The 18,305-nt window shown below is 62.5% G+C and carries 13 protein-coding genes; 3 read left to right on the top strand and 10 right to left on the bottom strand.

Annotated features, from left to right (window positions below):
- Positions 1-52: 52 nt before the first annotated feature.
- From PspCFBP13509_RS07265 to PspCFBP13509_RS07255, 3 genes are read left to right on the top strand one after another with little or no spacing between them, the layout of a single operon-like run.
- Entirely contained in the window at positions 53-820 is a 768-nt protein-coding gene (locus tag PspCFBP13509_RS07265) for a DeoR/GlpR family DNA-binding transcription regulator (RefSeq protein WP_027608178.1), read from the top strand.
- 10 nt (positions 821-830) lie between these two features.
- Positions 831-2,663, top strand: coding sequence for a glutamine--fructose-6-phosphate transaminase (isomerizing) (glmS, locus tag PspCFBP13509_RS07260; RefSeq protein WP_074848068.1), 1,833 nt, complete (start codon positions 831-833; stop codon positions 2,661-2,663).
- 60 nt (positions 2,664-2,723) lie between these two features.
- Positions 2,724-3,101 carry a hypothetical protein gene (locus tag PspCFBP13509_RS07255; RefSeq protein ID WP_137211747.1) on the top strand — a complete coding sequence of 126 codons (378 nt, stop codon included), beginning with the start codon at positions 2,724-2,726 and terminating at the stop codon, positions 3,099-3,101.
- Here PspCFBP13509_RS07255 and pbpC read toward each other — a convergent pair.
- The 10 genes from pbpC to PspCFBP13509_RS07205 all read right to left on the bottom strand — a co-directional run bounded on the left by pbpC (position 3,098) and on the right by PspCFBP13509_RS07205 (position 18,165).
- Positions 3,098-5,395, bottom strand: coding sequence for a penicillin-binding protein 1C (gene pbpC, locus PspCFBP13509_RS07250; RefSeq protein WP_137211746.1), 2,298 nt, complete (start codon positions 5,393-5,395; stop codon positions 3,098-3,100). The genes PspCFBP13509_RS07255 and pbpC overlap by 4 nt on opposite strands.
- Complete coding sequence (locus PspCFBP13509_RS07245) at positions 5,376-11,180, bottom strand: alpha-2-macroglobulin (RefSeq protein WP_137211745.1); 5,805 nt, start codon at positions 11,178-11,180, stop codon at positions 5,376-5,378. The genes pbpC and PspCFBP13509_RS07245 overlap by 20 nt, the downstream gene beginning before the upstream one ends.
- Before the next feature lie 94 nt (positions 11,181-11,274).
- The gene (locus PspCFBP13509_RS07240; protein ID WP_137211744.1) at positions 11,275-11,862 is read right to left on the bottom strand and encodes a mobile mystery protein B; all 588 of its coding nucleotides are present in this window, start codon (positions 11,860-11,862) and stop codon (positions 11,275-11,277) included.
- Entirely contained in the window at positions 11,853-12,317 is a 465-nt protein-coding gene (locus tag PspCFBP13509_RS07235) for a helix-turn-helix domain-containing protein (protein WP_065926795.1), read from the bottom strand. The genes PspCFBP13509_RS07240 and PspCFBP13509_RS07235 overlap by 10 nt, the downstream gene beginning before the upstream one ends.
- 161 nt (positions 12,318-12,478) lie before the next feature.
- Positions 12,479-13,411, bottom strand: a complete 933-nt coding sequence (locus PspCFBP13509_RS07230; RefSeq protein WP_032885177.1) for a phosphatidate cytidylyltransferase — start codon at positions 13,409-13,411, stop codon at positions 12,479-12,481.
- 1 nt (position 13,412) lies between these two features.
- A complete protein-coding gene (locus PspCFBP13509_RS07225) occupies positions 13,413-14,033 on the bottom strand; it encodes a lysophospholipid acyltransferase family protein (protein WP_027608186.1) in 621 nt (206 codons plus the stop codon).
- A 9-nt stretch (positions 14,034-14,042) separates the two neighbouring features.
- Positions 14,043-14,486, bottom strand: coding sequence for a hypothetical protein (locus PspCFBP13509_RS07220; protein WP_137211743.1), 444 nt, complete (start codon positions 14,484-14,486; stop codon positions 14,043-14,045).
- Positions 14,476-15,774, bottom strand: coding sequence for a phosphatase PAP2/dual specificity phosphatase family protein (locus tag PspCFBP13509_RS07215; protein WP_137211742.1), 1,299 nt, complete (start codon positions 15,772-15,774; stop codon positions 14,476-14,478). The genes PspCFBP13509_RS07220 and PspCFBP13509_RS07215 overlap by 11 nt, the downstream gene beginning before the upstream one ends.
- Positions 15,775-15,776: 2 nt before the next feature.
- Entirely contained in the window at positions 15,777-17,531 is a 1,755-nt protein-coding gene (locus tag PspCFBP13509_RS07210; RefSeq protein ID WP_065946440.1) for a bifunctional alpha/beta hydrolase/class I SAM-dependent methyltransferase, read from the bottom strand.
- Between the two features lie 10 nt (positions 17,532-17,541).
- A complete protein-coding gene (locus tag PspCFBP13509_RS07205) occupies positions 17,542-18,165 on the bottom strand; it encodes a CDP-alcohol phosphatidyltransferase family protein (RefSeq protein ID WP_065926791.1) in 624 nt (207 codons plus the stop codon).
- Positions 18,166-18,305: the final 140 nt, after the last annotated feature.

Raw genomic sequence — 18,305 nt, 5'->3', positions numbered from 1 at the left:
CAATAGGTTTTGATTGCCTTCGTTATCTTTCGAAACGAAACTTATCATCGCCATGTCGAAACGAAATACACCCCAACGACGCCACAACATCCTGACCTTGCTCAACGAACAGGGCGAAGTCAGCGTGGACGAACTGGCCAAGCGTTTCGAAACCTCGGAAGTCACTATCCGCAAGGACTTGGCCGCGCTCGAAAGTAACGGCCTGTTGCTGCGTCGTTATGGTGGCGCGATCACCATGCCTCAGGAACTGGTCGGCGACCCCGCCCAACCGGTCTCGGCCTACAAACGTGCGATCGCCCGTGCTGCGGTGATGCGTTTGCGTGAACACGCCCGCATCATCATCGACAGCGGCAGCACCACCGCCGCCATGATCCCGGAACTGGGCCACCAGCCCGGCCTGGTGGTCATGACCAACTCCCTGCACGTGGCCAGCGCCTTGAGCGAACTGGAACACGAACCGGTGCTGTTGATGACCGGCGGCACCTGGGACCCGCATTCGGACTCGTTCCAGGGCCAGGTCGCCGAGCAGGTGTTGCGTTCCTACGACTTTGATCAACTGTTCATCGGCGCCGACGGTATCGATCTGCAGCGTGGCACCACCACCTTCAACGAATTACTGGGCCTGAGCCGTGTGATGGCCGAGGTCGCCCGTGAAGTGGTGGTGATGGTCGAATCCGACAAGATCGGCCGCAAGATTCCCAACCTGGAACTGCCCTGGAGCAGCGTCCATACCCTTATTACCGATGATCGCCTGCCGCTTGAGGCCCGCGACCAGATCCAAGCCCGCGGCATTACGCTGATATGCGCGGCAATCATCTAGGAGAAGCACCATGTGTGGAATTGTTGGCGCAGTCGCCGAACGTAACGTAACGGCCATCCTGCTTGAAGGCCTCAAGCGCCTGGAATACCGCGGCTACGACAGCGCGGGCGTGGCCGTCTTCACCAACGCGGGCAAGCTTGAGCGCATGCGCCGCCCAGGCAAGGTCAGCGAGTTGGAGCAGGCGTTGGCCGGCGAGCCGCTGGTAGGTCGCCTGGGGATTGCCCACACCCGCTGGGCTACCCACGGCGCACCGTGCGAGCGCAATGCCCACCCGCACTTCTCCGGTGACTTGGCGGTGGTGCACAACGGCATCATCGAAAACCACGAAGTGCTGCGCGAACAACTCAAGAGCATGGGCTACGTGTTCACCTCGGACACCGACACCGAAGTCATCGCCCACCTGCTCAACCACAAGCTCAAGGACCACAGCGACCTGACCACCGCCCTCAAGGCCACGGTCAAGGAACTGCACGGCGCCTACGGTCTGGCCGTGGTCAGCGCCAGCCAACCGGACCGCGTGGTTGCCGCCCGCAGTGGCAGCCCGCTGGTGATCGGCCTGGGCCTGGGAGAGAACTTCCTCGCCTCCGACCAACTGGCCCTGCGCCAGGTGACCGACCGCTTCATGTACCTGGAGGAGGGCGATATTGCTGACATTCGCCGTGAAAGCGTGGCGATCTGGGACGTGAACGGTAATTCCGTCGAACGCGAAGCCGTGCAATATCGCGACGGTGCCGAGGCCGCCGACAAAGGCGAGTTCCGCCACTTCATGCTCAAGGAAATCCACGAACAGCCATCCGTGGTGCAACGCACCCTGGAAGGCCGCCTTGGCGACAAGCAAGTGCTGGTCAACGCCTTCGGCCCCCAGGCCGCCGAGCTGTTCGCCAAAGTGCGCAATGTGCAGATCGTGGCCTGTGGCACCAGCTACCACGCCGGTATGGTTGCCCGTTACTGGCTGGAAGAACTGGCCGGCATCCCGTGCCAGGTCGAAGTCGCCAGTGAGTTCCGCTACCGCAAGGTGGTGGTGCAGCCCGATACCCTGTTCGTGACCATCTCCCAGTCCGGCGAAACCGCCGACACCCTGGCCGCGCTGCGCAATGCCAAGGAACTGGGTTTCCTCGCCAGCCTGGCGATCTGCAACGTCAGCATCAGCTCCCTGGTGCGTGAGTCCGACCTGACCCTGCTGACCCAGGCCGGTCGCGAAATCGGCGTGGCCTCCACCAAAGCGTTCACCACCCAGTTGGTTGGCCTGTTGCTGCTGACCCTGTCCCTGGGCCAGGTTCGCGGCACCTTGGCTGCTGGCGTCGAAGCCACCCTGGTGGAAGAACTGCGCCGCCTGCCGACCCGCCTGGGCGAAGCCTTGGCCATGGACAGCACCGTGGAAAAAGTCGCCGAGCTGTTCGCCGACAAGAACCACACTCTGTTCCTCGGCCGTGGCGCGCAGTACCCGGTGGCGATGGAAGGCTCGCTGAAGCTCAAGGAAATTTCGTACATCCACGCCGAAGCCTACCCGGCCGGTGAGCTCAAACACGGCCCGTTGGCCCTGGTGGACGACGACATGCCGGTGGTCACCGTAGCGCCGAACAACGAACTGCTGGAGAAGCTCAAGTCCAACCTGCAGGAAGTCCGCGCCCGTGGCGGCCAACTGATCGTGTTCGCCGACGAAAAAGCCGGCATGACCAACGGCGAAGGCACCCACGTCATCAACATGCCGCACATCCACGACACCCTGTCGCCGATCCTCTACACCATCCCGCTGCAACTGCTGTCGTACTACGTCGCCGTGCTCAAAGGCACCGACGTTGACCAGCCGCGTAACCTGGCGAAGTCGGTGACGGTGGAGTAACCCGCTCCACCCTGGAGGCCCGCCCGGGTCTCCAGGTACCCGCGAAAGGACGCGCCTTCGATGAACACCCCCTCGCAAATCCACGAGCGTTTGCACAACCGCCGATTCACCGTCGCCAATAACACCCACGGGCTGTCCGGCGCGGGTACGGTGTTTCATTATCTGGTCGAAGGCGATGCGATTTCTGGTACCTACCAAGGCGGCCGAATTCGCCTGGGTACGCAGGTCGGCCGCGTCACAGGCCCAGACTCTATCGAGCTGCTGTATCAGTGCTTGACGGAGGAAGGAGAGCTGCTGGCCGGCTGGTCGCGGGGCATCATCGGTGTCGATGCTGCCGGGCGTACTACGCTGAGTTTCGTGTGGGGTTGGTTGTCGGGGGCGACGGGAGGTGGGGAGTCGAACTACGTGGAGCTTGCAGAGTGTGATGGCCACTCCTAAGGCACAAACTCCACCCTCAACCCCCGACTCGCACTGCGTCCCTGATCATCACTGACCCGCAGCCGATACTCCCCCGACTTGCCCGGCCGCCAGTTCAATGTGGCTTGCGGCGGGCCCTGCCCGATCAAGGTTTGATCAGCAAACCAGTACAGCGTCGCCGCATCGCTGGCCGCATTCGCGTTCAGCGGGATGCTTTCCTGGGGGGCGGACAGGCGCAACTGATAACTCACTTGAGTCAGCGGCGAACGGATCTGCGGGGCTTCGCTCTGGTCGCTGATGCGGCTGGGCTGGCAGTTTTTCAGCACGTTGGGTGGCGTGCGGCGGGGCAGGCCGGCGGCGCGGTACAGGCGTTGTATGTCGCTGGGCCAGAATTCGAAGACTTCCTCGCGGGTGTATTGCGCCTCGAACGGCGGGCACGCGGCTTTGCCGGTACGGGTGTCGATCAGTACCGGGCGGTGCAGGTTGGACACGCGAATCGGTGAAACACCGGGGATGTACCAGGTCTTGCGGGTTTGCGGGCACCAGCGGTTGGGCAACTCGCCCGAGGCGGCGCAGACGTCGATGCGCACCAGGCCGGCGGGTGGTTTGTCGGCCTTGATCACGACGTTGGGCAAGGCCAGGGGCAGGGCGTCGGCGATACGGAAGAACAGCGGCGCGGCGGTCTTGGCACCGATAAACGCCGGGTTGGGGCGACCATCGAAGTTGCCCACCCACACCACCAGCACGTAAGGGCCGACCAGGCCCGCGCTCCACGCATCATGGAACCCCCAGGACGTGCCGGTTTTCCAGGCGGTGCGCCAGTGCCGCGCGGGCAGGCCATCCGGTCGCGGGTTGCGGCGCAGCATGTCGCGCACCATGAAGGCCGCCTGCGGGGTGAGGAGTTGCGGGCCGGTGGCCTGGGGCTGCTCCTGCAGATAGCGCAACGGCCGCAGATGGCCGTCGCCCGCCAGCATCACGTACAGCCGCGCCAGTTCCTCGGGTGTCATCTCACCGCCACCGAGGGCCAGGGCCAGGCCGTAATGGCTTTCACCGCGCAGGCCCTTGATCCCCGCGCGTTGCAACAAACCATACAACGACGGCGACTTCACCTGGCTGGCCAACCACACCGCCGGGATATTGCGGCTACGGATCAATGCATCCCGTGCGGTCAGAGGCCCGACAAAACTGCCGTCGAAATTTTCCGGCTGGAAGTAGCCGAAGTTACTGGGCAAATCCTTGAGGATACTCATGGGGTGGATCACCCCTTGATCCAGCGCCAGCCCGTAGAGAAACGGCTTGAGGGTCGACCCTGGAGAACGGCGTGACAATACGCCGTTGACCTGGCCGTGGATGCCTGTGGATAAGTAATCCGCCGAGCCCACCAGCGCCTTGACGCTTTGGTCGCGGCTGTCGATCAGGATGGCCGTGGCATTTTCCACACCGGTGCTGCGCCGCTCGGCTATAAAGCCGCTGATCAGGCGTTCGAGCAGTTGCTGCAGGGGCAGGTTGAGGGTGCTGTTGAGTTCGTTGCCGGGCTGGGAGGCCAACAGCTGCTCGCTCAGATGCGGCGCCAGAAACGGGATCTGCTGGCGGTGGCGGGCTTCCAGGGGCAGCTCGAGCAAACTGGCATTACGCGGGTCTTGTGGATACGTTTCGCGCCAGTCATTCATCAAGCGCAGTCGAGCATTTTGCAGCGACGGCCCGAAGCGCGCGCGCCGCCCCGGCTGCTGGGGAATCACCGCCAGCGCCAAGGCTTCGGACAACGACAACTGCGCTGCCGCCTTGCCGAAGTAGATGCGACTGGCCGCTTCGGCGCCTTCGATATTGCCGCCCATGGGCGCCAGGTTCAGGTACGCCTCGAGGATGTCGTGCTTGCTGTAGCGCGCTTCCAGCCACAAGGCCAACGCCATCTGCTGCAATTTGCCGGGTACCTGACGGGTGTTGAGATCCCACAGGCGCCGTGCCAGTTGCATGCTCAAGGTCGAGCCGCCCTGGCGTTGGCCGCCGCTGTAGGTGGCCAGGGCCGCGCGCAGCAACGCCGGGGGATTGATCCCCGGGTGCCAATGGAAATTGCGGTCTTCCTTGAGCAGCAAGGCCTCCACCAGTGACGGCGAGATGCGCTCCAGCGGCAGCCATAAGCGGTATTGGCCGTCATCCGCCAGGGTCATGCGCAGCAGCGAACCGTCATCGGCCAGCACCACCCGTGACGACGTAACAGCCTGTTCCAGCGGAGCGTGGGGCCACAGCCGCAGCCCCGCCAGCACCAGCGCCGCTGCCAGCAGCGGCGCCAGGCGTTTAAGGCTTGGTAATTTCAAGCTGGCCTACTTTGCCGCGCCCTTGCAGGGTGGGTTCGTACATGCCTTCGGCGTAGGCCGGTGGCGTATTGAACGTGCCGGCGTTGGTGGCGCGCACGCGATAGACGAAGGTGCCTACGTCGCGCAGTGCCGTGCCGTACAACACCACCCGATCATCACGCACATCCACATAGTCAGGCTGCCAGTTGCTCAGCTCGGTTTCGCCGATGGGCGCTTGCCAGGCATCGGCTTCTTGTTCGCTTTCTTCTACGTATTCGGACGCTTCGCCTTCACTTTCCTCGCTGCTGGCGGCTTCCGGCTCCGGCGGCAAGTTATACACAGGCTCGACGCCACCGGGCAGCAGGTCGACCACCGCCACTTGCTGCACCTGGTCACGGTCGGTGGCACGCAGGCGCAAGCGCACCAGGAACTCATCGCCCACCGCCACTGTGCTCACCGGCTCGCCTTTGAGGTCGAGGTATTCGTGGATGATCTCCAGCCCGTTGTTGATCGGCTTGAGCTTGGCACCCTTATCGAAACCGGCTTCGCTGAGCATGTAGAACGCCGCCGGGCCGTCGGATTTTTCCATCAGCAGTTTTTGCGTGGCGCCCGGTACCGCCGCGCGGGGTGGCTGGCCGGCCATTTCCAGCAATTGTTGCTGCTTGTCGCCCAGCCAGGCAGTGGCCTTGAGGGTCATATCGCTTTGCGCGCGCTGGCCGTAGTTGTCCAAGGCCCGCAGTAACAGCGCCGCCGACAGCGAGTTGTAGCGCTGTTCGTTGAGGCGCTTGCCGAGTTTATCCAGCAGGGCGGTAGGAACATTGTCCAGCAACTCGGGGAAATGGCGAGCGAGCAGATGCAGGTGCTCGGCATCGTGGACCAGCGGGTCGTAGTACAGGCCATCGCTGTCCCACTTATCCACAAGCGAACGCCAAGGGATCTTGCGGAACACGGTGTCGGCCTGGCGATCCTGCTTGAGCAGTTTGTAGCTGGCCGCCAAGTAGGCGGCGCCCAAGTCGTTCTGCCAGCTGTCCTTGAAGTAGCTTTCGTAGCGTTCGCGGATATCGCTCAAGGCGCCGCTCACCAGAATCCCCTGACGACTCAACAAGTAACTGGCGTAGGCGCGGTTGCGCAATTCCGACAGGCCTTCGCTAGGGCCGTTGGCCAGGTCCGTCAGATAGCTGTTGGCGCGCACCAGCAGGTCTTCCGGCACCGGTAGCCCGCGTTCCTTGGCTTCGATCAGGAAATCGGTGGCATATAGGCTGGCGTAGGGCGCTACGTCCGGGTTGGCGGCCCACAAACCGAAACCACCTGCCTGGTTCTGGCGCTGGCGCAACATGCGCACCGCGCTGCTGAAGGCCTGTTCTGCCTCGGGTGCGGTACCGCCCCAGATCAACGCCGGCATGGCCTTGGACACCAGTTGCTCGGTGCAGGCATAGCCGTAGTCATCCAGGTAATGCTTGAGGCCGTTGGCCCATACCAGCGGCGAGGCCGCCACACCCAGTTGCACATCGCGCAACTGGCTGAACAGTTCGCGGGTGGGCTTGAGCTCTTTGCTGGCGCTGTCGAAACGACCCAGGCTCAGGGCCACGCGATGCTCGCTCAGAGGGCGAATCGAAGTGGTTTCCGCCACCTGGATCCGCTTGCCATCCGGCAACACGGCGACAAAGCGCAAATCCGCCGAACCGAGGGTTTCGCCGACCTTGATCTTGAACTCGGCGGTGCCCTCCTTGCGCGGTTGCAGGGACAAGGTGCTGGCTTTGTCGCCCTGCACCACCAGGCCGGCGCTGGTCTGCACTTCAAACTTCACGTTCGCCGCCGCCTCGAGGTTGCTGAATACCCCGGCGCTGACGTTGAACACATCACCCGGCGCCACGAAAGCCGGTACGTTCGGCGTGATGACAATCGGGCCACGGACCTCGGTATTGGCCTCGCTGACACCCACGCTGTCGGCATCCACTGCCACCGCAAACAGGTGCAGCTTGCCGTTGAAGCTGTCCGGCACCTGGTAATGCAGCACGGTTTCACCGGCGGGCAAGTCCACCAGCCCGGACCACCAGGCCACTGGTGGCTGATGTTTACGCTTGAACGGGTTGAGGTGGTTGGCCAGGGCGCCTTCCGTATCGCCACCGGGCGCCGCCCCACTGAGCAGGCGGCTGAATTCCGGCAGGATCAGGTCAAGGATCTGACTGGTGCCGACTTCCAGCGCACGTTTCTGGAAGAAGAAACCCAGCGGGTCCGGCGTCTGGTAGCGCGCTACCTGCAAGATGCCTTCGTCCACTGCATACACCACAGCACGGCCGGGGCGGTCGGCGTTGACCTTGATGTCGAGGGTCTGTCCCGGCTCTATTTTCGCCGGGCCCTCGACCTTCAACGCCATGCGTCGCGCATCCAGGTTGATGCTGAACGGCACCACCCCGTAGGACAGCGGGCTCATGTAGACCTCGGACGAGCCGATGTCGCGCACAAACTGCACGTTGACGTAGGCATTGCCCTCAAGCCCCGCAGGCACGCGGATATGTTGCACGCTGTTGGTACTGTCGGCCTTGAACCACTGCTGGGTGTAGACCTTGTCCCGCTCGATGGTGATCAGCCCCGCACCGGTGTAAGGCGCGCGGATGCTGATCGCGATCTCATCGCCGGTGGCGTAGCTGCGTTTATCCAGGCGCAGTTGCAGCTCGGCATTGCGCTCCAGGGAGCGCGAGGTGTTGCCGCGTCCGGCCACGCTGTAGTCGATCTGGTTGAGCAGGTTGCCGTTGGCGTCCTTCACTTGCAGGGTGAAATCGCCAGGGGTGGCGGTGTTCAGGGCCTGCCTGGCGCCGTCCTTGGTCATCACCAGCGGAGAGGCCGGTTGGCTGATGTTCTTGATGCGCGACTCGTACTTGTAGGTGCCGTTGGACTGTTTCACCAGTACCGACACGTAGCGGTGCTCGACCACTTCGCTGGTCAGGCCATCCACCGCCAGCGGGGTGAGGTCTGGCGCGACGGCCAGCCATTGCACCTGGCGCGGGGCGTCCTTGGCGACGTACGACAGCGAGTCCTGACTTTTCACACCCACAAGGTAGGGCGCGGACGACACCAGCAAGGCACTTTGCGCCGCCACGTTACGGCCCCCTTCGGCCTCGAAGACCTGGGTCATCACTTGCAAGCGATAGGTGCTGTTGGCGAAGCGTTGCAGGTTGAGGTCGAGTACGGCCTGGCCGTTGTCGTCGACGGTGGTTTCGGCCAGGTCTTCGGTGCTGGCCTCTTCCAGGGAATCGTTGAGGCGGAAACGGTAGTCGGGGTAACGCTCGAATGCCGCGAGCGTCGGGCTCAGGGACATCTTCGCAGTGACGCGACGGCCGGCCGCCGGGGCGCCGAACAGGTGCATCGCGGTGACCTTGGCCACCACCTGGTCCGGTGGAATCCAGCCCTGTACCGGGGTGTCGTGCAGGCTCAGGCTGACCTTCATGCGGTTCGGTTCGAAATCGCGGACCTTGAAGCTGACACTGCCGAGGTCGGTGCGGGTCTGTTTCTGGCCAATCAACTGCAAGGTCGCGGTGTAGTCACCGGCGGGGGCGACTTCGCTGCTGGGGAAATCAAAGGTTTCAAAACCGCTGGCGGACAGCTTCAGCGGCTGGCGAATCACTTCAAGGCCGCGCGGGTCGGTGATCTGCAGCTCCACGGGCAGGCCTTGCAGGGCACCTTTCCAGTTGCCGCTGCGCACGATCATGCCCAGGTGCGCGGTCTCGCCAGGGCGGTAGAGGCCACGGTCGGTGAACAGGTAGGCGCTGAGGCGATCAATCGCGCCGTCTTCTTCCAAACCGCCTACGTCGAAGCGCGACAAATCCAGCTGCTGGGACTGACGGGCGATCGGCAGGAACGACTGGTCGTTGCCGCGAGTGACCACATACATCAGCGGCGTTTTCTCACGGCGCAGTTCATCCAGCTTGGCGAAATGCACGTGGCCTTCGCCGTCGGTGTGGCCGCTGCTCACGGGCAGACCGTTGCGGCCAATGATGTCGACCTGGGCGTCGGACACCGGCGAACCGTTGCCGATGGATTGCACATACACGTCATGGCTGCCATCGCTGGAGCGCTTGGCGATGATGCCGAGGTCGGTGACCACGATAAAGCGCAGGTCAGAGGTGGTGCTGCGCGAATAGTCGAACGTGCGCTCGGCCGGCTCATCCTGAGGGCTGAGCTTGAGCACGAAAATGCCGCGACGGCCTCCGTTGGCGGTGAGGTAGTGGCTCAGATCGACGTTGTCATAGACGGTTTTCGCCGGGTCCGAGGACGACAGCGCAATATCCAGGGACTGGCGTTCAACCATGCGGTCGAAGTACTCGTTGCCGAAATTGGGCCGGGCAAAGCTGCCGCTGCTCTGGTCCACCAGGTGCTGCAATTGGTTGGGCAGCAAGCGCGCGATTTCCACATGGGCGCCAGGTACACCACGGGCCATGAAACCCAGGCGTTTTTCGCCATTGAGGCTGAGCAACGCGCCGTCGGAGAGGAACTGCAAGGTGCGCGGATAAGCCGGCATGCTGATCAGCGAGGCCGTAGGGTTTTTCGCCAGGTAGCCACCGATGGCTTCCAGGTTGGCGGGCACGCGCACATACAGCGCACGGCCGGCCGGGGCCTTGAACTTGAAGGCATGCAGGGTATTCAGTGGTTCGACGCTGGGCACGTGGGTCAGCGTGACCTTGGTACTGCGGGCCAGCAGGGCGTCGTCGATGTCGTTGCTGTTATAGGGACGGGTGTCGTCCTGGGCCTTTTCCGGCAACAGCCAGGCCTGGACCTTACCGGCAATGGTCTCATCGGCCACGGCACTGGAGCTGCTGAACATCAACACCGGCTCAGGCTCGCCGCGTTCGTTATCCACAAAGCTCACTTCGGCGCCGGTAAAGGTCAGGCGATAGCGGCCGGGCACGGTGACTTCCGCCACCAGCGGCGCGGTGCTGGCGTTGCCGCCGTCGCGGGCCTTGATGCCTTCATCCAGCTTGGCGCTGACCGGCGTGCTTTCCAGCGGTGTGGCCAGGGCGGCGGAGCGCACGTAGGCGTTCAGCCTGGTCTCGTCGAAGCTGATGTCCGGGCGGTTGGGCAACTGGGCGTCGCGGTAGGCCAGGCCTTTGCCGAGGGTGACCGAAACGCGCTTGCGCAGGCTGTCTTCATCGACCGGGTGGGAAAAATGGAAGGTCGCCACCAGTTGTTTCATCGTCGGGTTCGACGGGTCTTGATACAACTCGTTGTGTGTCAGGGTGGCGCGGAACGGCTGGGTGGAGAACTGGCTGCTGTACTGACTGAGCAGTACGCCATCGGCCAGCAAACCTTTCCTGGCCAGATCAAGGGTGTAACCCGCTTCGATGGGCCAGTCTTTCTCCGGCACGAACAGCAGAGTGCGGTCGTCGGACCAACGCCAGCTCCCGGCCACATTGGGTTTGAGGGTGATGCCTTCGGTGACCGGCTTGCCAATGGCGGCCAGCGGGGCCACCGATTCGGCAAAACGCACTTGCAAGTTATCCACAACCGGCGGTTGCTGGGTGTAGTCCGTCAGGTTGGGTTTGTGCAGCGAATAGCCCACGGTATGGGGCTGCGGCAGGTTGGAGTACCAGTGCCAGCCGTAGAAGCCAGCGGCCGCCAGCAGCACCAGGCCCAATACGCCGGCACCGGCCTGGCGCGGATAAGCGCGGGCTTTGTTACCCAGGTTCGCCAGGCCACGGCCGATGGCGCGCAGCCACAGCGGCGGATGCCATTGGCCGAAAACGGCCCCCACCACAGTCAGAAACACACCGACAACACGACGGCTGATGGCTTTGAGCGAATCGAACATGGTGAGCATCCCTGGCTAAGTGCGGCGTATCTTACACGCGTCTTTGATACAAAAGATGACACCGATACGCCGCACGGCGGGGATGTTTACCGAGTCAGCTGCGCACGAATGCCAACAGCAGCGCGTAATCATTGGCGTCGGCAGCGCGAAGCGCCTGGATGTAGCGTTGGCGAACTTCGTTCACGATCACCAGGTTACCGCGCCCCCAGGAGAAGGGAGCAAGACCACATTGCCTCAGCAGGCAATCGGTCATGAGGCGAGCATGTCTACCGTTGCCATTGGGGAAAGCGTGTAGCCACACAAGTCGATGATGAAAGCGCACGGCAATCTCTTCTGGCGGGAATATGTTGTGCTCCAGCCAGTAAGCCACGTTGTCGAGCAATTGACGCAAGTTGACGGCAATCTTTGTCCAGTCACAGCCAATGTTTTTATCTGATTTTCGGAAAGTACCGGCCCACTTCCAAGTGTCGTCGAACATTTTCACGTGGAGTTCGCGGCAGAAATGATCATTCAGCACATCCAGCTTTTTTTGCCGAGCTACCCAACGCGAGGCTTTGAGGATGTTTTGCGCCTCCCATTCATCCAATTCGCCTTGGGTGGCGATGTGTCTCGGTTTCAGCCCAGCGACTTCGTCCGGATCGAGCGGGGTTTGACCTGGTTTAAGTTCCAGTTCTATTGCCATAGGCGTGTCCATGGACCGTCGAGCAATTCTTTGCGACGTTCATCAATCTGACGTTCGATGAAGGCATCAGAAGGACGTTGATCTTCGAGGCTCATGGAATGTGCGACGCCTAGGATTTCTTGCTTGGCCATGAGTTCAGCTCGGTCTCGGATGACTTCATGCAGGGGTTTTTTGGGGACCAGGCCGTACACGAGTTCACAGTCCAGTGCTGCTGCTAGCTTTCTCAGCTGTGCAAGCGATATCCGATCTTCAGCTTCGGAACGCTCGGACTTGGTCAACGTGACTGAAGACACGCCCGCCATTTCGGCCTGGGCTCTTAATGAGCGACCCAACGATTCTCTGATAGACCGCAACCATCCGCCTGGCGGAACGGGTGCGCCTTTAACGGTGTTAAAGGGTTCAATAGCGCGTTCTACTTGAGAAAGGCGCAGTTTGTAGAGGTTGGAAGTACCCATGGTGAAAGACCTTTGTAAGCCTATAGGCTATCAATATTGAAATAAATATTAGCCTATAGGCATACAGTAAGCACAAAAAATAAGCCTATAAGCTAACAAAATACAGCATTCTGTTTGCCTATAGGCTTACAAAGCAATTCCATTTGTTAGCTTTCAGAAGTTCAGGTCCACCAGTAGCGCACGAGGTGGAAGAAAATCGGCGCCGCAAAACACACCGAATCCAGCCGATCCAGCATCCCGCCGTGGCCTTCGATCATATGCCCCCAATCCTTCACCCCCCGGTCGCGCTTGATCGCCGACATGACGATGCCGCCAGCGAAGCCGAGCAGGTTGATCAGCAAGGCGATCAGGAACGACTGCCACGGGTTGAACGGCGTGGTCCACCACAGCGCCGCACCGATCAGGGATGACAGCAAAATCCCGCCGACAAAGCCTTCCACGGTTTTGGATGGCGACAGGTTGGGTGCGATCTTGTGTTTGCCGAACAGCTTGCCGCACACGTACTGCAGCACGTCCGAGAGTTGCACCACGATCACTAGGTAGGCGATCAGCAGCAGGTTGCGGCCTTCGTAGCCGGGGATGTCGAGGGTCAGCAGGGCGGGCACGAACGACACGCAGAACACTGCGATCATCAGCCCCCATTGCACTTTGGAGGCGCGTTCGAGGAAGTGCGTGGTGTCGCCGCCCAGGGAGGCGAGGATCGGCAGCAGCAGGAACACGTACACCGGGATAAAGATCGAGAACAACCCGTACCAGTCCGAGTAGATCAGCAGGTATTGCAACGGCAATGCCAGGTAGAACGCGGCCACCAGGGCCGGGTAGTCGCTGCGCCGGGTCGGCGTGAGGGTGAGGAATTCGCGCAGGGCATAGAACGACACCGCGTAGAACAGCAGGATCACCGCACCGGTACCGAGCCAGAAGGCGATACCGATGACCACTACCATCACCCACCAGGCGTTGATGCGGGCGTTGAGGTTGTCGATCACGGCATTGGGGGTGCCACGGGTGCGCAGTTTGAGGATCAGGCCGATCAGCGAGGCGAGCACCAGTATCGCGCCGATGCCGCCGAATAACATCAGGGTTTGGCTATCCATCTCAGGAATGCTCCGGGGCGAGGGCGAGCAGGGCGTCGCGGGTTCGGGCAAGGAACGCGGCTTTGTCTTCGCCTTCTTCCAATTGCAAGGGAGCGCCGAAGCTGGTGGTGCACAGCAAAGGCAACGGCAGCACGCGGCCCTTGGGCATGACCCGGTTGAGGTTGGCGATCCACACCGGGATCAATTCGGCCTGTGGGTAACTTTTGGCCAGATGGTAGATGCCGCTTTTGAACGGCAGCAAGCCGTCCTCCAGGTTGCGCGTGCCCTCGGGAAAGATGATCAGCGAGTCGCCGCCTTCCAGCGCGGCGAGCATGGGCTGCAGGGGGTTATCCACAGGGTCCTTACGCTCGCGGTCGATCAGCACGCCATTGAACACGCGGTTGATGATGTAGCGTCGCAGGGCGCTTTTATTCCAGTAATCGCTGCCGGCCACCGGGCGCGTGAATTTGCGCAGGTTCTGCGGCAGCGAGGCCCACAGCAGTACGAAGTCGCCGTGGCTGCTGTGGTTGGCGAAATAGATACGTTGCACCGGCACTGGCGCGCAACCCAGCCACAGGCTGCGGGCGCCGGTGACGGTGCGGGCCATGGAGGTAATCAGCGTGGCGACCACGGGTTCGAACATGGGGATTCCTTATGCGGCGAAAGGCAGCCAGGGGCTGGCGAGGATCACGGCGAGGGTCAGCAGCGCTTGCGCGCCCAGCAGCCAGGCTTGTTTGCGCAGCAATTTGAGGGCGCCGCGACGGCGCTCGTCCCAGGGCCGGCCGGCCCGCTTGGGCGATTGCAGGCCAAGGGTTTGCAGGGCTTGATCGAGGTCCGCCGTGCGCTCTATGTCGCGGGCCAGCAGGGCGAACAGGTCGGCATCAAAGGCCACCCGCAGCGCCCAGTACTTTTGCAGCAGCCCCAGGATAATCATCCACAGGCTGAGCAGCAGGCAGATGCTTGAAACACTCGCCATCAGCAACTGGGCCAGGCCGAATAACACCCCGGCCACGGTCAGGCCTGTGGATAACTGATCCAGTGAACGGCCACGGCGCAGCAGGCTGGCGACCACCTGGAGTTCCATATCAGCGGGCATGAGGCAAACCCTCCAACGCTTGACGATGAGCGGGATGCAGGACCACATGGGCCCGCGCTGTACGAATAATAGCCAGCGCTTGGTCCACCGTGGCAGCGCGCCCACTGTGCAGCAGCCAGGCGGCGATGGCGGTGGCGCTGCGTGAGTAGCCAAGGGCGCAGCACACCAGCACCGGGCCGCTTGCACGCAGGCGCTCGATGGCCTCGGCGGCTTGCTGGCAGTCGGCGGGTGTCGGGGCGATCAGGTCCAGCACCGGGATGCTTTGATACGCGCGGCCCTGTGGATTAATCGGCAGTTCGGCACAGAGGTCGACGATGGCGCTGAATGAATTCTGCTCTTTCGCACTGGGAATCCGACCAAGCCACACGTTATCCACAATCAGGTCCGGCTGTGGATGTTTGCGTGTCCACAGGCGCGAATTTATCCACGCACCGGCCAGGTAGGGGGCATACAGCCAGCGCGCCGCGGGTGTGAGCCGGCCATCGCTGCGTTTCTGAAAGCCCGACGCGCCGAGCACCAGGTAATTCGCCTTGATCAAGCCCAGGGACACCGCCGGCCAGAGCAGCCATAACCAGCCGCCGCCCAGGGAAAACGCCAGAATCGCCAGTGCCAAGGCTCCCAGGCCGTAGCGCAGGCCCACGCGCCAGCGCTTCGAATCCCGGGTCAGCCGTGCATTCAGCAAGGGGCTGGGGTGTTCCACCGGCCACAGCCACACGCATATCCAGCCGGCGAGGGCGCCTGTGGGTAAGTCGATAAAGTGATGTTGATAAGTGGTCAGCACCGAAATACCGATCAAGGCGAACCAGCCATGCACCAGCCAGCGCCATAACCCTTGGGTGTGGCGCTGATACATGACCCACAGGATCACCAGCAGCGCGATATGCAGCGAGGGCGCCTGGTTGAACGGTTTGTCGAAACCCGCCAGCACGGCAAACAGCCAGCCGAACACGCCATCCAGTTCCGGCCGCTCGAAGGTGAAGCGCAGCGGCCAGATCAGGAAGCAACTCACGGCGATGACCTGCGCGCTCAGCAGGCGCAGCGCGTGTTGTTTCAGCTCATGGCGGCTGTTGGGCAGCAGCAGGGAGAAACCGTAAAGCAGGTCGATGGACCAATAGGGCACGATGGTCCAGGCCCAGAACGGCATATGGATTTCCCAGCCGAACACCAGGGTGCCGACATCGCTGCGCTGGCTGGTGACCCAGGTGGCGAAGCCGTAGGTGCTGAAAAACAGCGGCGCCAACAGCAGCAGCCACAGCACCGCTGGTTTCAATAGACCGGGTTCGCGCATGGTCAGATCTTCTGGGCCAGGGACACGGTAAAGATGCCCCACTCATCCACACGTTGGGTGATCTTGCGAAAGCCCGCGGCTTCTACCAGTTGGTCCATTTCCGCCTGGCTGCGACGGCGCATCACCCAGGCCTGGCCCTGGCGATGGCTGGTCAGTGCGCGGGCGATCAGTTCCAGTTGCGGGTGCCATGGCTGGCCGGTGTAGACCAGGTAACCGCCGGGCTCCACGGCTTCGGCCAGGCCGGCCAACGAACCGCCGACCATGGCGTTATCGGCAAACAATTCATACAGCCCGGACACCACCGCCAGCGTCGGCTTGGGTTGCAGTGCCGCCAAATCCAAGCGGTCAAACGCATCGCCTTTGACGAACTGCGCGACGTCTCCCAGGCCCTTCTCACGAATCAGCGCGCCACCGTCGCGCACGTTGATGTCGCTGTAGTCGCGCAGCAGGATCGATTCCGGCAGCGGCGACACGCCCTGCAAGGCTTCAAGAATGTAGCGCCCGTGGCCGGCGGCGATGTCGACGATGCGCACTTCGCGCTGTTCATCCCTCAGCTTGGCCATGGCCAGGCGCAGCAGTTCCTCGACGTTCAGCTTGCGCTGGCGAATACCGCGCCAGCCGATGGAGTTGAGGTAGTTGGTGTCGATCATGCGGCCCAGCCTGCCTTTGCCGGTGGGCGTGTTGCGGTACACGTAGTCCAGGGTGCTGCCGGAGTCGAAGCCGGTGTCGAAGCCCAGCTTGACGCCGTCCGACAGGTTCTTGCCCAGGCCCATGCTGGCGCGGGTCAGGCGCCAGTACAGGTCGCGCAGGGAATTGCGCGGCAAGGGCGCAGCGAGGGATTCGGATTCGGCGCAGGTGGCGCCCAGTTTGTCGGCGTCCAGCAGGGACGCACGGTCCAGCGGGTGTGCGAAGTTCTGCAGGATAAAGCGCCTGGCGCTGCTCACGGCCACCGCGCGGTCACGCTCGCCGAGGGTGTCGTGGAAAAAACCGGGGAGGATATGCAGTTCTTTTTTCAGGCTGCCAAGGCGGTCGAAAAATTGCTGCTGGGGTTTGCGGTGCACCACAAAATCGGCGCCCGAGACCAGCAGTTGGGTCGGCACCTGGATCGCCTGGGCATCGGCGACAACCCGGTCGGCGGCTTCGTACAGGCCCAGCAGCACGTTCACCGAGATGGCCTTGGTGATCAACGGGTCGCTGTCGTAGGACGCCACGCGCTCCGGGTCATGGCTGAGGAACTTGGCCTTGACGTAGCTGTTGACGAAGAAGTTGCCGCGAAACCTGCGCATGAGCGCCAGGCCCGGCCGGGCAAAGGGCACGTACAGCTTGACCTTGAACGCCGGGGACGCCAGCACCAGGGCGCGGATTTTCGGCGCGTAGTCATGCACCCAGGTGGCTGCGATCACCGCGCCGACACTTTGGGCAATCACGGCACAGTCTTCTTCCTCGATGCCATAGGTGGCGCCGATATGGTCGCGGAAGGTCTGCACATCACGGGCGCTGGTGGCGAAGCTCGGGCTGTCGCCGCGTTCGCCGGGCGATTGGCCGTGACCGCGGGAGTCCCAGGCGAAGAAGTCGAACTGCGGCAAGTCCAGTTCATCCACCAGGTGCGCGATACGCCCCGAGTGCTCATGGCCGCGATGGAACAGCAGGATCGCCTTGCGCGGCTCGCCGTCCGCCGGCGCGCTGGCCGGCCAATGACGGTAGAAAAGCTCGACGCCGTCATGGGTACTGAAGGTGTGCTCTTGCTGTTCGCGCATTGCAAAATCCTTATGCAGAAGGGGAGATAGGTTGTTCTTCTTTCAAGCCCTGGCGCACCCGGTTGACCAGGGTGTAGGCGAGCAGGGCGGCGACCAGCCACATCACCGTGTCGATCCAACCGGCGCCGAGCCAGCCCAGCGCCACACCAGTGGCCAGCACGCCGAGGACAAACGCACGGTCACTCTTGCCCATCGGCCCGTCATAGCGTCGTGAGGCGCCGACCATCGGCCCCAGCACGCCAGCGTATTCACTGAACACCGCCAGCAGCGCCACCAGCAGCACCGGCACCAGGCTCACGCCGGGGATCAGCGCGAAGGGCAGGATCAGCGCACTGTCGGCAATCACGTCGCACAGTTCATTAAGGTAGGCGCCCAAACGCGACTGCTGGCCGAACTCCCGGGCGAGCATGCCGTCGATGGCGTTGAGGGCCATGCGCAGGATCATCCACAGCGGGATCAGCGCAAACAGCCACAGGTGTTGGGCGAAGCTGGCGATCAACAGGCCGACCAGCAGGGAAATAACCCCGGCCAGCACGGTGATCTGGTTGGCCGTGGTGCCATTGTCATAGAGGCGCTGCACGAGTGGGCGCAGCAGGTTCTGAAACCGCGGTTTGAGCTGATAGATCGAAATCATGGGGGTGACGCTTCCTTGTCCGAGAGCCCGCGAAAAACTGCCTGGAGTGTGCCGATTATTCATGGCCTATACCAGTGATGGCGCGTGTTTATGGGGGTTTAGTCACGATCTGGAAAGCACTGAGGGACAAATGTGGGAGG

Origin of the sequence: Pseudomonas sp. CFBP13509, from assembly GCF_005233485.1 — a bacterium.
GTDB classification, from domain to species: Bacteria; Pseudomonadota; Gammaproteobacteria; order Pseudomonadales; family Pseudomonadaceae; genus Aquipseudomonas; species Aquipseudomonas marginalis.
This window is presented reverse-complemented; position numbering and strand designations above follow the sequence as displayed.

What these genes read in the sequence shown, in the direction of transcription:
- PspCFBP13509_RS07265 (WP_027608178.1), top strand. Translation starts at nt 53, where the DNA reads ATGTCGAAACGAAATACACCCCAACGACGCCACAACATCCTGACCTTG.
- glmS (WP_074848068.1), top strand. Translation starts at nt 831, where the DNA reads ATGTGTGGAATTGTTGGCGCAGTCGCCGAACGTAACGTAACGGCCATC.
- PspCFBP13509_RS07255 (WP_137211747.1), top strand. Translation starts at nt 2,724, where the DNA reads ATGAACACCCCCTCGCAAATCCACGAGCGTTTGCACAACCGCCGATTC.
- PspCFBP13509_RS07245 (WP_137211745.1), bottom strand. Translation starts at nt 11,180, where the DNA reads ATGTTCGATTCGCTCAAAGCCATCAGCCGTCGTGTTGTCGGTGTGTTT.
- PspCFBP13509_RS07240 (WP_137211744.1), bottom strand. Translation starts at nt 11,862, where the DNA reads ATGGCAATAGAACTGGAACTTAAACCAGGTCAAACCCCGCTCGATCCG.
- PspCFBP13509_RS07235 (WP_065926795.1), bottom strand. Translation starts at nt 12,317, where the DNA reads ATGGGTACTTCCAACCTCTACAAACTGCGCCTTTCTCAAGTAGAACGC.
- PspCFBP13509_RS07230 (WP_032885177.1), bottom strand. Translation starts at nt 13,411, where the DNA reads ATGGATAGCCAAACCCTGATGTTATTCGGCGGCATCGGCGCGATACTG.
- PspCFBP13509_RS07225 (WP_027608186.1), bottom strand. Translation starts at nt 14,033, where the DNA reads ATGTTCGAACCCGTGGTCGCCACGCTGATTACCTCCATGGCCCGCACC.
- PspCFBP13509_RS07220 (WP_137211743.1), bottom strand. Translation starts at nt 14,486, where the DNA reads ATGCCCGCTGATATGGAACTCCAGGTGGTCGCCAGCCTGCTGCGCCGT.
- PspCFBP13509_RS07215 (WP_137211742.1), bottom strand. Translation starts at nt 15,774, where the DNA reads ATGCGCGAACCCGGTCTATTGAAACCAGCGGTGCTGTGGCTGCTGCTG.
- PspCFBP13509_RS07210 (WP_065946440.1), bottom strand. Translation starts at nt 17,531, where the DNA reads ATGCGCGAACAGCAAGAGCACACCTTCAGTACCCATGACGGCGTCGAG.
- PspCFBP13509_RS07205 (WP_065926791.1), bottom strand. Translation starts at nt 18,165, where the DNA reads ATGATTTCGATCTATCAGCTCAAACCGCGGTTTCAGAACCTGCTGCGC.